The 13678-nt window shown below is 38.1% G+C and carries 12 protein-coding genes; 6 read left to right on the top strand and 6 right to left on the bottom strand.

Annotated features, from left to right (window positions below; genetic code table 11):
- Positions 1–45 precede the first annotated feature (45 nt).
- From recA to UABAM_RS09345, 6 genes are all read right to left on the bottom strand, one after another.
- On the bottom strand, positions 46–1116 hold the full coding sequence (recA, locus tag UABAM_RS09370) for a recombinase RecA (protein WP_151967741.1): 1071 nt from the start codon (positions 1114–1116) through the stop codon (positions 46–48).
- 252 nt (positions 1117–1368) lie between these two features.
- Entirely contained in the window at positions 1369–1749 is a 381-nt protein-coding gene (locus tag UABAM_RS09365) for a response regulator (RefSeq protein ID WP_151967740.1), read from the bottom strand.
- Positions 1749–2105 carry a YraN family protein gene (locus UABAM_RS09360; protein ID WP_151967739.1) on the bottom strand — a complete coding sequence of 119 codons (357 nt, stop codon included), beginning with the start codon at positions 2103–2105 and terminating at the stop codon, positions 1749–1751. Before UABAM_RS09360 ends, UABAM_RS09365 begins: the two co-directional genes overlap by 1 nt.
- Positions 2106–2225: 120 nt before the next feature.
- Positions 2226–2645, bottom strand: coding sequence for a 50S ribosomal protein L19 (rplS, locus tag UABAM_RS09355; protein WP_151967738.1), 420 nt, complete (start codon positions 2643–2645; stop codon positions 2226–2228).
- Positions 2632–3342, bottom strand: a complete 711-nt coding sequence (gene trmD / locus UABAM_RS09350) for a tRNA (guanosine(37)-N1)-methyltransferase TrmD (protein ID WP_151967737.1) — start codon at positions 3340–3342, stop codon at positions 2632–2634. The genes rplS and trmD overlap by 14 nt, the downstream gene beginning before the upstream one ends.
- 99 nt (positions 3343–3441) lie before the next feature.
- Positions 3442–4737 (bottom strand): DUF3754 domain-containing protein, encoded by a 1296-nt coding sequence (locus tag UABAM_RS09345; RefSeq protein ID WP_151967736.1) that lies wholly within the window; start codon positions 4735–4737, stop codon positions 3442–3444.
- A 277-nt stretch (positions 4738–5014) separates the two neighbouring features.
- Between UABAM_RS09345 and UABAM_RS09340 the strand changes: the two genes are divergently transcribed.
- From UABAM_RS09340 to UABAM_RS09315, 6 genes are all read left to right on the top strand, one after another.
- Positions 5015–6184, top strand: coding sequence for a M24 family metallopeptidase (locus UABAM_RS09340; RefSeq protein WP_151967735.1), 1170 nt, complete (start codon positions 5015–5017; stop codon positions 6182–6184).
- A 102-nt stretch (positions 6185–6286) separates the two neighbouring features.
- Entirely contained in the window at positions 6287–7885 is a 1599-nt protein-coding gene (locus UABAM_RS09335) for a leucine-rich repeat domain-containing protein (RefSeq protein WP_151967734.1), read from the top strand.
- A gap of 6 nt (positions 7886–7891) precedes the next feature.
- Positions 7892–10798 carry a PAS domain S-box protein gene (locus UABAM_RS09330; RefSeq protein WP_151967733.1) on the top strand — a complete coding sequence of 969 codons (2907 nt, stop codon included), beginning with the start codon at positions 7892–7894 and terminating at the stop codon, positions 10796–10798.
- Positions 10788–11606, top strand: coding sequence for a class I SAM-dependent methyltransferase (locus UABAM_RS09325; protein WP_151967732.1), 819 nt, complete (start codon positions 10788–10790; stop codon positions 11604–11606). The genes UABAM_RS09330 and UABAM_RS09325 overlap by 11 nt, the downstream gene beginning before the upstream one ends.
- Positions 11607–11705: 99 nt before the next feature.
- Entirely contained in the window at positions 11706–12302 is a 597-nt protein-coding gene (locus tag UABAM_RS09320; RefSeq protein WP_151967731.1) for a TetR/AcrR family transcriptional regulator, read from the top strand.
- Positions 12303–12399: 97 nt separating this feature from the next.
- Positions 12400–13656, top strand: coding sequence for a hydroxymethylglutaryl-CoA reductase, degradative (locus UABAM_RS09315; RefSeq protein WP_151967730.1), 1257 nt, complete (start codon positions 12400–12402; stop codon positions 13654–13656).
- Positions 13657–13678 lie beyond the last annotated feature (22 nt).

The following is a 13678-nucleotide window of genomic DNA, read 5'->3' as shown; positions in this document are numbered from 1 at the left end:
AGCCGGGGTGTCCTCATCACAAATTAATCAGCAAGAAAAAGACCTCTATTTTTCCTCATCTTCTTTTTTGGTTTGGGGTTGCGGAGACAAAGTTTCCATTAATGTTTCGGTAATTTTTTCCATAATATCTTTATGATCTTCCAGGTAGGCCAACACATTTTCTTTTCCTTGGCCTAGTTTGTTGCCTTTGAAGGAATACCACGAACCGCTTTTGGCAACAATTTTATGGTTTACCGCCAACTCTAAGATATCACTCTCTAAAGAGATTCCTTTACCGAAGTATATATCAAATTCCGCTTCGCGAAAAGGTGGAGCAACCTTGTTTTTTACTACTTTTGCTCTTGTGCGACAACCAATTACCTCATCTGCTTTCTTGATACTTCCAATACGTCGAATATCCATTCTGACAGAAGCGTAAAATTTTAAAGCTTTCCCCCCTGTTGTTGTTTCTGGATTTCCGAAAAAGACGCCTATTTTTTCTCGTAGTTGATTGATAAAAATAACAGTCGTGTTCGTTTTGTTAATCACTCCAGTCAGTTTACGCAAAGCTTGGGACATTAAGCGTGCCTGTAACCCCATGTGTGAATCTCCCATTTCACCACTTAACTCTGCTTTAGGAACTAGCGCCGCTACCGAATCAATAATAATAGCATCTAAAGAGTTGGATGATACCAATAGTTCTGTAATTTCCAATGCTTGTTCACCGCTGTCGGGTTGTGAAATATATAGGCTATCAAGATCTACCCCAAGGCCTTTTGCATAATTAGGATCTAATGCGTGTTCCGCATCAATAAACGCTGCCCGCCCACCATTTTTTTGTGCATTGGCGACAATGTGTAGGGCCAATGTGGTTTTTCCGGAGGACTCTGGGCCAAAAATTTCGACAATACGTCCACGTGGAACCCCTTTGATTCCCAATGCGAAATCTAAAGAAATCGATCCTGTAGATACAGAATCAATAGGCGCTATTTCCATAGACCCTAGACGCATAAGTGAACCTTTTCCAAACTTACGGTGAATTTGGTCTATTGTTAACTTTAAAGCCTCATCTTTTGGATCTCTTTTTGCTGTTTTTGTTACTGGTTCTTTCTTTTTTTTCTTTTTATCATCGCTCACTTTTATGGCCTTTCTAAAAATCGTATGTTAACCGTAGTGATCACAGATAATAATACATCACTAAATCATAAAAATCAAAGTTTTTTTTAAAATTTTGCGGTGTGTAGGGCTTCTATTGAATCTACGGGATACTTGTGCGTATATATACCGTATCTAAGATACGAACCTTATATATATTACAGTAAATCACCCATGAGCTGTCGGTAAAATAATTATGCTGTTATTTTACTGATAGTGCAGATGATTTACTTGTTAGCCACCTAATATTTTGTGAATCATCTTCACAAGTTCGTTAGGATCAAATGGTTTTTCTAACCAGCCAACTACGAGTGGTTCGCTATTGAGTTCTTGAAGTGTTGCGGAGTCTAAGTAGGCAGATATTACAATGATTTTTTGGATTTTCTGGACAAAGTCTAATGAACGAATGGCTGTAATACCATCCCATTCTGGCATCTTTATGTCCATCAATATTAAATCATATGTATTTTTCATGACAAAGCCAAATGCTTCTTTTCCTGTTTTGGCGATGTCAAAATCTAAACCTTCTAACTTCAAAATTTCTGAAAGCAATACCTGTAAACTAGGATCGTCGTCGACAATCAATATGTTATTTTTTGTTTGTTCGTCTGACATTAGAAATCAAAAAACTCTCTAGTAAAATGGTTTAGCTTTTTGGTTTTTACGTTCACACAAATTATTTCGAACGCAAATTTTTTGTACATATTTTTCTTTTGGTGTATAAATAGATTTGCAATATTAAATATACGGCGACACTTCTGTGGAGTAACTTTTTCTAAGGCTGTAATATTTTCACTGTAGGTACTTTTTACCTCAATGAAGGTCAAAGTATCATTTTTGTAGGCGATAATATCTATCTCACCAAAAAAATTGCGATGGTTTTGCTCTACTATGGCGTAGCCTATCGCTTTTAAGTAATTTTGAGCGATTTTTTCCGCTAACTTGCCTTTTTCACTTGAACTTTTGTTCATGTAAACACCTCATATCTTTATACTATGCATTATTATACATCATGCTTCGACAAATTAGCGTTATGATATGAGAGTTTTATGGAGGCCAGTTACGGCTCTCCATAAAATAAGGCGGAAAATTTAGGCCTTATTCATTGCTTCAGCTTCTTTTTCGGCTTCTTTTGATTCTTTGGCCGATTGTTTAGCAGCTTTGGCACTCCAAATTCTTTCTTTTACTTTTGTAGCTTTACCCACACGGTCACGGAGGTAATAAAGTTTGGCGCGACGCGCTTTACCTTTTCTTTTTACTTTTATCGTAATCACTTTACTTGAATGAATAGAAAAAGTTCTTTCGACACCTTCTCCTTGAACAATACGTCTTACGGTAAAAGTTTCATTCAATCCACTTCCTCTGCGACCAATCACTGTACCGGTGAATGTCTGTTTACGTTCCTTTTCACCTTCCATGATAAGAACTACGACATCTACAGTGTCACCTATTTCAAAATTTGGAATATGCTTTTTTGTAAATTTTTTGCTGTATTCATCAAGACGATTCATCGTGCTCCACTTTCTTATTTTGTTTCAATAAATCTGGACGACGTTTTTGTGTGCGTAGCTTTGCTTGTTGATGTTGCCACTCACAAATTTTTTTGTGATGTCCCGATTTCAATATGTCGGGGACTTTCATGTCTCGCCATACTTCTGGCTTTGTGTACTGAGGATATTCCAACAAGTTGCTTTGAAACGATTCTAAATGAGTAGAATCCTTACCTCCTAATGCTCCCGGTAGGAGTCTAGTGACAGCATCTGTTATAATCATTGCTGGAAGTTCTCCTCCCGTCAAAACATAGTCCCCCACTGAGATCTCTTTGGGAGAAAGTCCTTGACGTACGCGTTCATCGACACCTTCATAGTGTCCACATATCATAATCAAATGTCTTTCCTCACTTAGTTTTTTAGCCAAGTGCTGATCAAATACTTCACCTTGAGGAGACAATAAGATTAGAAGAGGTTTAATATCTGGAGGATGCCAGATCGATTCGACTGCACGGAATATGGGCTCCGGTTTCATGAGCATGCCCGGCCCACCACCATAAGGTTTTTCATCTACCTTGTGGTGTTTATCATATGTGAAGTTTCGTATGTTTGTAACTCTAATGTCCACAATGTCTTTTTGTTGGGCAATGTTCATCATGCTTGAATTAATGACATTGTAAAACATCATGGGAAAGAGGGTTAAAATATCTATTCGCATTTTCCCGAGACAAGAAAGTATAGCCAGTTATTAAGGTTTGTCAAGATTTTTTTTAGTTGAGTATTAAGAACTTCCTATGGAAGTTCTTAATATAATACATTAATCATTATATTGGAAAATATTATCCCAAACATAATCTATGATGGTCTTACTATCATCGATATCGCGGACTTTCAGTTTGTCATCACCACCTTTGGCGAGCATGTGTACATCCGGTGCATCGTCGTTGTCTTCCAGTTTACCAACAAGTTTTTCTAACTTCAGAACGGCTTTTTCTACGTCGAAGTCAACTTGTGCCTGGAATTTTTCTTCTAGCCAATGCTCAATTGTATCATCCAGTTCATCCTGGGTTAGGCCTTGAGGATTGGTGAGTAGGTGATAGTATGCAAGAATAACTTCTTTGCTTTCTTCTTCTTCCGCAGCATCAACTAGCATGTTAAAAACACCGGCGTTGCAGTCGAGACTTTTGAAAAATAGCGTATCGGTAACGCTCTTGAGGAACTCAATGCGCTTATTTTTGTATTTAACATACTGCTTGAACATGAAACCACCAATAACAGCGAGGAGTGATAAACCAGCAATCGCTCCTTTCATTAGGTCTTGGTCGTCCACGGCTTTTTTACCAAAAACTAAGGTCATGACCAAACCGAAAACGATAATCACTGTGGGGATAATCTTTGGGATCATGGCCAGACCAGCACCAATAGCTGGAAGACCCAACATCAGTTTATCTTTAAAGTTCATCCCAATTTCTACGTTGGGGAATAAAACTTCAATGTCGGCTTTCGGAATACTTTTGTACATATATACGTACATTTTGCCAGGAGTAAAATTCAATTTTTTGATTTTAACACCCTTTTGCTTAAAGTATTCTTCATCTTTGAATTTAATGAGAAGAACAACGCGTTCGTACATCTCCATGGTGAAATCGATTTTTTTGAACAGTTTTTTGATTTGAACAGTTTCTTCCGTGTCGCCACGATGAAAGAAAACCATTTGTTCATAATCATCAAAATCGACGTCCATGCGCAGGGTAATGAGAGACTCTTCGTCAAGAGCTTTTTCTAAACTCTCTTGGCTTAATTCGCTGTAATTTGCTCTCTTTAGAACTTGGCGCAGTGTATCCGCCAAGTCGTGTTCCATTGTTTTTAATTCAGTTATTGTTGGTTGAACTCTTGGTCTTGTATCCGCATCAGGGTTAAAAGGAGCAAAATTATCCTTGAGCTTTTCCAATAATTCATGGAATTCAAAGTGATAGTAAGCGCCTAATATTTCACAAAATTCACGAAACTTTTTTTGTTGTGTTTCGTCAAGTTTACCATCTTCTATACATAGTTCAACAACATCAGCTTTGCGATAGGGAATAAACGCTTCCCGATCTTCATAATCCGCCATGCTTGTGCCTTTCCTACAATACTAAGTATTTACAAAAACTTAGGACTATATTGAAAAATTGAATTATACGAACTTGTAATTCATTTACCAATAAATTATTTATTTTTTGTAGAGTTTTTAGTTTTTGTATCCAGAAACAAAATCTTCGTAAGAAAGAATACCCGCAAAGTTACGGGATGTTCCACACAAAAAACTTTTTTCTACGCAAAAAACTTGCTAAACTATAACAAATAGCTATTTCACAATACACATTAACCTTTATGATTTTGAGGGCTCTATGATAGAAAAAATACAAGAGGCTATTTGTAAGGAAGAGGTTGATGGTTGGCTGTTCTATAACTTTCGCGATATAGATCCGTCGGCCAATGCCATTCTACAGATACCGGAGGATACATTTGCTTCACGACGCTGGTTTTACTTTATCCCTGCTTCAGGAACTCCATGTAAACTTGTCCACAAAATAGAGCCTCATACTCTCGATCATTTGCCAGGAGAAAAATATCTCTATGCTGGTTGGCAAACAATGGAAACGCATCTTGCACACCTGTTAAAGAATCACAAAACTATTTGTATGCAATATTCCCCCAAAGCAGCCGTTCCCTATGTGTCTTATGTAGATGCTGGTACATGCGAATTGGTAAAAAGCTGTGGTGTCGAAGTGGTCTCTTCGGCAAATTTAATACAACTTTTTGAAGCGGTGTGGTCGCAAGAAGCGATTGATTCTCACAACCGCTCAGCGCAATTTTTGCGTACGCTCGTTCTTGAGGCTTTTCAGCACATCCGTAAATGTATTGACGCACAACAAGGTATTAGTGAGTATAAATTACAACAATTTATTTTAGAGCGTATTGTGAAAGAAAACCTTGAATATCACCATGCTCCGATTGTTGCGGTAAATGAAAACGCGGGAGATCCACATTTTTCTCCTCAGGCAGAAAATAAGCGTAGTATCCAGGACGGCGATTTCGTTTTAATCGATTTATGGGGGCGAGAAAAGTCAGAAAATGCCGTATACGCAGATATGACGTGGATGGGTTATGTTGGCAGTGAGCCTACTACGAAACATCAAGAAGTTTTCAATATTGTGAAACAAGCCCGAGACGCTGCGATTGCGTTTATAGAAACGCGTTTTTCGCAAAACGAAAAAGTCTATGGTTATGAGGTGGATGATGTAACACGCAATGTCATCAATGAAGCGGGCTATGGTGAGTATTTTGTCCATCGAACAGGGCATAGTATTGGTCGTGACTTGCACTGGAAAGGTGTTAATATTGATAATCTGGAAACCAAAGATGAAAGGCAGCTTATCGAAGGTGTAGGGTTTTCTATTGAACCGGGAATTTATATGAAAGATTTTGGGGTGCGTTTAGAGGTCAACGGCTATATCCATCACGGGAAGTTATGTGTTTCTGCACAACCAATTCAACAAAAAATAATTATGATTTAGAGTCCTTAGATCCCTCGTTTAGGGAAAAAACGTACAAGGTAAGGTCGCGAGATTTAAAAATTGCGTAGGGTTAGCCCACGCACATGTGAACAGGAGAGCACTATGAAAAAATTTGCGGTTATTTTTGCAGTTGTTTTGTCGATATTTGCTATATTTTCAACGCTGATTATCCCTCAACAACAAACGAAGGTAGAGATTTCTTCGCAAATTTTAAAGTCGGATGTATATGTCAACTTTTTTCACGTAGGGGAAACGCCATGTACGGTCGGTTTAAAACGCGGAGATGTAGTACATGTAGTGAACGAAAAGTTTGTCGATGGCAAATTTTATTACGTATACGATGATGAGAAACAACTATATTTTTCGCACAAAGACAAAACTTTTTTTGTGAACAACAAACCTTATGGCATAAAATTTCGTCCAGCCCAGGATAAAATAGAAATCTCCGTAAAAAGGAAAGAGTTACAATATATTCAGTTAGATGGAGATTTAGACGCCACACTTGTCAAAATTTTATCCAAAAGGGCAGATCTTAAAGTTTTGTATTGTGAAAAGGTCACAGACGAAGGACTAAAATTTGTCAAAGATTTACCGAACTGTAGAGTGCTAGACATTTCTGAATCTAAAATAACGGGTTCTGGTTTGCAGTATTTAAAAAAATGTAGGAATCTTTTGCATCTTAGTTTATGGGGGGTTGTTACGGAAAAGAAACACCTACAACATTTAGAAGCTTTGCAAAGCTTGAGAGGGCTAGATCTGTGGAATGCTCCCGCTGACGATGAAACGATGAACTATTTACAAAAACTGTCTAACTTAAACGCTTTATCACTTGCCTATACAAATGTGGGGAATGAGGGGTTAAACAAGTTGTCTGCGCTTAAGAATCTTCGCTTTTTGAACCTGTGGCGCACACAAGTTGACGACTCAGGATTCTCAAAAATAGCTGATCTTACCTCGTTGACACATTTAAATTTAAACAACACAAAAGTGACAGAAAAATCTCTATCGGCGCTAAGTCGTTTAAAAAATCTTCGACATTTATGTCTGACGCGTAGCAACTCTAGTAATGAAGCCCTCAAACATATTTCTACACTACCAAACCTGAGGACTTTGAAAATTTGGTATTCCGATGTGAATGATCAAGCTGTGGAAAGTCTCGCAAAGTTGAAAAAACTGGAACGTCTGTTTTTAGTGGGATGTAAAATTAGCAATGAGGGAGTTAAATCTGTCGCACAATTAAAAAATCTTCGTTTTTTAGCATTGACCAACAATCCACAGTTAGGCAACGAGTGTGTCAAGCATTTGCGATTACTTCCTCACCTACAGCATCTTGAAATAGATGGTACTTCTATTGGAAATGAAGGTGTGAAAGAATTAAAACATTTACAAAGACTGACACGCCTAAATTTGTATAATACCAAAATCAATAACGAAGGTCTTTTTCATCTACAAAATGTGCTGAATTTACGCTTTTTAATCTTAACTAGCTGCAAAATTGACAATGATGGGATGCCGTATCTCGCTGTACATAAAAACTTAGAGTATTTAGCTTTGGGTAGTACAGGTGCGACATACGATGGCTTGAAAAAGCTAAAGCCGCTGCGATCGTTACGTATGTTACTAGTAACAGGAATCGATATAAACGAGGATGGGATAGAATCCGTGGCGAAATTATTATCAAATTGTCTTGTGACAAAGTAAAGCCTTATGTTACTTGCAAGTATTGATTTTTCAAATATTTATCATATTGTAATTACCATATTTTCTCTACTGCTTTGTTGTGTGGTATGTATTTCTTTGTACAAGAGAAAAGATAAAGTTCCTAACATTATTGGTCATCTGTTGATCCTGATGTTGGTTCTTTTGATCATTAGCAGCTTAATGCATATTGAGTGGATCCAACGAAAGCCGCTATGGTTAGTAGATGTTGTGGTGATGATAGTTTTGATGATTATTGTTGTAAATACACGCAAGCAAAGTAATCTATTACCTCCAGATGTTATGGAGGAGTATGATATATTTTTTAACTCATCTCCCGATTTATTTTGTATTGCAACTTTGGATGGCTACTTTAAAAAAATTAACTATCGTTGGGAAAAATTGTTGGGGTATACGCAAGAAGAGCTATGTAGCCGTCGGTTTATTGAGTTTATCCATCCGGATGATCACCAAGCAACCATCGAGAAACTTTCACAACTAGGGACAGGAAAAGAGGTAATACACTTTGAAAATCGATACCGTAACAGAGATGGGAAATGGTATTACTTGCGTTGGAACGCCAAAGCCTACCCTAAAAGAGGTCTATGCTATGCCACAGCGCGAAATATAACAAAGGAAATCGAAGATTCCGCGAGTCTTGATCGCGCAAAGTCGCAAATCAAAACTATCTTCCAGGCTTTTCCCGATGCCATCATTTTACAAGGTATCAACAAAGAAATTATCATGTTTAACGATAAATTTTCGCAAATGTTTGGCTACAAGGGAAAAGAAGCCTTGGGAAAAACGCCTTCGTTTTTATATCCTGATAATGATGTTGAGTCTGATATTTTCGACACGAACAAAAATATTCAGCCTCGTGAGGTAAAATATCGCAGTAAAGATGGCTCAGTTTTTACTTGTGAAATAGTGGCGACAACGGTACAAAACTCTGTGGGGAAATTGCTCGGATATCTCACTTTTCTGCGTGACATCAGTCAACGTAAAAAAACAGAACAAGAGCTTAAAGATGCTAAAGAAGCTGCGGAAAAAGCCAATTCAGCCAAAAGTGAATTTTTAGCGAATATGAGCCACGAAATACGCACACCAATGAACGGTATTATGGGGACAACAGGCCTTTTACTAGAGACAACTCTTAGTGATGAACAAAAAGAGTGCATTGACATTATCCGAATTAGTAGTGAAAATCTTCTCACGATCATCAACGATATACTTGATTTTTCGAAAATTGAAGCGGGGAAAATGCACCTGGAGATCCACGACTTTGACTTATTAGCCTGTATAGAGGATGCAATAGACCTTTTTTCCTCTAAATCTATCGAGCGCAACCTAAAGTTTGAACACAATATCGATATTTCAGTTCCTTACTATCTTCGCGGAGATATCACGCGAATTCGTCAAATTCTTGTGAATTTGTTAAGCAATGCCGCTAAATTTACCGAAGATGGGATAATTGAAGTTTCGGTAACAGCGGAGGAAATAAAGCATGATTATCTTCAACTCCTTTTTGCTGTACGCGATGAGGGGATAGGGATTAGCGAAGAAAAAATTTCTCAAATATTTAGCCCATTTTCCCAAGCGCATTCTGGGGAGTATCAAAGTGGCACAGGTTTGGGACTTAGTATCTGTAAACGCCTTACGCAGATGATGACAGGAAAAATTTGGTGCGAAAATAATGCCAGCAGTGGGTGCACTTTTTATTTTTCTATACGTGTAGAACACGCACAAAGTGACAACCATGATTTTTGGTATTTGCGCGAAAATTTTCCACAAACACTATGTTGCAGTATTATCATTTTTGATGAAAGAAGAGAGTTAGAGAATATTTACCAACGCATGAAATCATGGGGATTCTCTGTTTATTTGACGACTAAAGAAACAGAGTTGGATAAAGTTTTACAAAAGAACAACATATGTTTATATGTAATGGCAACAGATAACGCCGCAATGATTCAAAAAATTGGTGATGAAAATAACCCTATTGTGTGGATTTGTAACGAAGGTAAGAAGGCAAACAATACCTATGTTCTGCAATCCCCTGTTAAATATAGCCATTTTTTTAAGCTTTTCTTTGAGCTATGTTTGGTTTCTAAAGGAAAACCAAAGTTATTTACATCTGTAGAAAAAGAGAAAAATCGAAAACTTGCCAAACAATTGCCTTTACGCATTCTCATTGCGGAAGATAATTCTGTCAATCAGGTTATTGCAACGCGAATTTTGCAGAAAATGGGATATATTCCCGATGTGGCCGCCAACGGTTTAGAGGTACTTTTGGCGTTGGAGAAAAAAGAATACGACATTATTTTTATGGATGTACGCATGCCAGAAATGGATGGCGTACAGACAACACAGAAACTTTCGGAAAGAAAGACGCGTCCCACCATCATCGCAATGACTGCAAATGCCATGAGTGGAGATCGCGAAAAATATTTAAAAATAGGAATGGACGATTACATAAGCAAACCAATTACCCTAGAAGCGATTGAAGAAGTTTTATGTCGTTGGGGTAGAAAAACAAAGCGTTGGAAAAGGGTAGAATACGAAATGCAAAATACTACTTTAGAAAAAGAAAAATTACTTGCCTTAAAACAAATTAGTGTATCTGCCGTACACGAAGTTATTGATTTGTATTTACAAGATAGTAAAAAATATATCCAGGAACTTAATACCGCTTTGCAGGAAGCAGATAGAGAAAATATAGAATTGATTTCTCATAGTTTAAAAGGCGCAAGTGCTAGTGTGGGAGCTCTAAATATGGAGAAAATTTCGCATGTTATTGAACAGAGCATCAAAAGCAATGATGTTTTGCCAATAGCATCTTTGCTGCAAGATTTACAACAAGAGTACAATAAGGTATACCATCAAATGACTCAATTTAAAGAAGAAAGTGATCATTAACAGGATGTACTTACGAAATTTATGGCATGTATTATGCACCGCGGTGCGCCATCCTGGTAGTTTTGCAAAGATAGTCAAAAATATTCCCACGATGAATGAAGCTCATATGTATGCAAACAATTATTGCTGTGAGCATCATTCACATAAAGAAGCTCCTGTACTTGATAATCCTCTCTGGGACTATTTCCAACAAAAGAAAACCGGAAATGGCATCTGGAAGTGGGAGCATTATTTTGATATTTATCATCGACATCTCAAAAGGTTTATCGGGCAAAAAGTGTCTATTCTTGAAGTTGGTGTGTACAGCGGAGGGAGCCTGGAGATGTGGAGGTCTTACTTGGGAGATGAGAGCCACATCTACGGTGTTGATATTGAACCATCTTGCAAAAGCTATGAAAATGAGTATACCTCTATTTTTATTGGAGATCAACAGGACCGTGGTTTTTGGCAGCACTTAAAAAAACAGGTAGCAGGGGTAGATATTGTCATTGATGATGGTGGGCATATGCCTGAGCAGCAACGTGTCACTCTCGAAGAGCTACTACCATTTATCAATCCAGGAGGCATATTTGTATGCGAAGATGTGCACGGACGTTTTAATCGTTTTTCTGCGTTTGCTGCATGTCTAGCAAGTGATTTACATTGCAAAGCAACAAAGTCACCTTTTTGTGGAGAAGTGTCTTCTTTTCAAAAATCTATAGCTGCTGTGCATTTTTATCCTTACATGGTTGTGATTGAGAAAAAACAATCTCCACAACAAGCTTTTACTTCGCACAAACACGGAGAAAAATGGCAACCTTTTTTGTAAAAGTTATGAATTGCATCTGCTTTTTTCTTGACACCCAATCATTCATTTTGCTAAAAATGCTTAAGAAGTCAAAGCGATGTTTATAATAAAGGACACTCTGTGAAAGAAAACGAACAAACACGCTCCCACATACTGGATTCGGCTATTCACTCTTTTGCAGACAGTGGATACCAAGCAACATCTATGTCGAAGATCGCCAAAAAAGCTGGGGTGAGCAAATCTCTGATTTTTTGGTATTTTGAAAGCAAAAGCAAGCTTTTTGAATCCCTAGTGGATAGATTTGTTGCACAGTGTGCCATTAGTTTTGTTCGTTTAGACGCAAAGACAAAGTCTCTAGAAAAAATGCATGAAATTATTGATATGTATTGGGCTTTTGTAAAAAACAACATGGAATTTATCCGCATTTTTATGAATTGGTTTTTGCAAGCAGAAACGAAAGAAAAGAGAAAAACAGAGCGTCTACGAAAAATTCATCGTAGTTTTGAAGAAATATTTGTTCAGTGCCTTCAATTGGGTATAGAAGAAGGTATCTTTGATGAAAATTTAAATATTCAAAACACCGCACTATCGATAGTTTCTAGTTTAGAGGGACTCTTGGTGCAAGTAATTATGCTTGGACAGTCTCCCGAAGATTTTGATGAAACTTTTTTCAAAAACCTAAAGCAAAGCATTGTTCATGGTATCATGAAAAGGTAGTGTTTTTTTATTTTGCCTATCGTTGACCGAACGGTCAGTGACACAATGTGTCATTATTACCACGTGTTTTCAGATATTTTAAGACGTAAGCGGAATCATGAAAAGTTTAAATACCAAACAATTTTACAAACTTTCGCCACAAGAACGTTTGACGAGAATTCAAGAGGCGAAAGAACTTAGTGATGATGAGTTATTAGCTCTTCAAAAGTGTGGTTTATCGTTAGACCAAGCAAACAGAATGATTGAAAACGTAGTTGGGACGCTAGAAATACCTGTAGGGATTGCCGTCAACTTTTTGGTGAATAATCGAGAGTACACAATTCCTATGGCAATCGAAGAGGCATCTGTTGTTGCCGCCTCTTGTAAAATGGCTAAAATAGCTCTGATAAAGGGTGGTTTTCATACAAACCACACCGCTCCGGTTATGATAGGTCAAATTCAGGTTACGAATGTGGCAGATCCTTTCGCAGCGAAGATGCGCATCTTGCAAGAGCGAAAAAGACTCCTAGAGCTTGCCAATCAACAAGATCCCATTTTAGTTGGGTTAGGTGGTGGAGCCTGTGATCTCGAAGTAAAAGTGCTGGACACGGCTTCCGGACCGATGGTTATTTGTCATCTCCTTGTAAATTGCAAAGACGCTATGGGGGCGAATGCTGTAAATACTATGGCAGAAGCTCTAGCTCCAGAAATAGAGAAAATCGCAAAAGGCAAGGTTTATCTTCGCATTATCTCAAATTTAGCTACTAAGAGAATGGCACGTGCATATGCTGTTTTCGATGCAGATGCGCTAGGCGGAGAGGATGTTGTTGATGGAATGGTATTGGCCTATGAATTTGCCGACGCCGATCCATATCGGGCTGCAACGCACAACAAGGGAATTATGAATGGTATTTCGGCAGTTGCTTTGGCTTTGGGACAAGATACAAGAGCAATCGAAGCCGGTGCACATGCTTACGCGTCGCAAACGGGACGCTACCGCTCACTTACCAAATGGGAAAAAAATGTTCAAGGAGATTTAGTGGGCTCCATAGAACTTCCGATGGCGGTAGGGCTTGTTGGTGGGGCCGTAAATGTTCATCCTACGGTAAAGACAAATTTAAAAATACTAGGTATAAAAAATGCCAACCAACTAGGTAGTATTATCGCTGCCGTTGGACTTGCACAAAATGCAGGGGCAATGCGCGCGTTAGCCAGCGAAGGTATCCAAAAAGGACACATGTCATTACATGCACGCAATATTGCGGTAATGGCGGGCGCATCTCCAGAAATCGTTGACACTGTAGTTGAAAAGCTCGTGGCGACAGGAAAAGTGAGAGTAGACGTTGCGCAGCAGATTATCAAAGAACTCGTGTAAATTTATCTTATTCATGTTCACG

Source organism: Candidatus Uabimicrobium amorphum (assembly GCF_009002475.1).
Taxonomy (GTDB): domain Bacteria; phylum Planctomycetota; class Uabimicrobiia; order Uabimicrobiales; family Uabimicrobiaceae; genus Uabimicrobium; species Uabimicrobium amorphum.
Note: the sequence above shows the minus strand (reverse complement) of the source record. Positions and strands in the feature narration are given on the sequence as shown.

What these genes read in the sequence shown, in the direction of transcription:
- UABAM_RS09365 (WP_151967740.1), bottom strand. Translation starts at nt 1,749, where the DNA reads ATGTCAGACGAACAAACAAAAAATAACATATTGATTGTCGACGACGAT.
- UABAM_RS09360 (WP_151967739.1), bottom strand. Translation starts at nt 2,105, where the DNA reads ATGAACAAAAGTTCAAGTGAAAAAGGCAAGTTAGCGGAAAAAATCGCT.
- rplS (WP_151967738.1), bottom strand. Translation starts at nt 2,645, where the DNA reads ATGAATCGTCTTGATGAATACAGCAAAAAATTTACAAAAAAGCATATT.
- trmD (WP_151967737.1), bottom strand. Translation starts at nt 3,342, where the DNA reads ATGCGAATAGATATTTTAACCCTCTTTCCCATGATGTTTTACAATGTC.
- UABAM_RS09345 (WP_151967736.1), bottom strand. Translation starts at nt 4,737, where the DNA reads ATGGCGGATTATGAAGATCGGGAAGCGTTTATTCCCTATCGCAAAGCT.
- UABAM_RS09340 (WP_151967735.1), top strand. Translation starts at nt 5,015, where the DNA reads ATGATAGAAAAAATACAAGAGGCTATTTGTAAGGAAGAGGTTGATGGT.
- UABAM_RS09335 (WP_151967734.1), top strand. Translation starts at nt 6,287, where the DNA reads ATGAAAAAATTTGCGGTTATTTTTGCAGTTGTTTTGTCGATATTTGCT.
- UABAM_RS09330 (WP_151967733.1), top strand. Translation starts at nt 7,892, where the DNA reads ATGTTACTTGCAAGTATTGATTTTTCAAATATTTATCATATTGTAATT.
- UABAM_RS09315 (WP_151967730.1), top strand. Translation starts at nt 12,400, where the DNA reads ATGAAAAGTTTAAATACCAAACAATTTTACAAACTTTCGCCACAAGAA.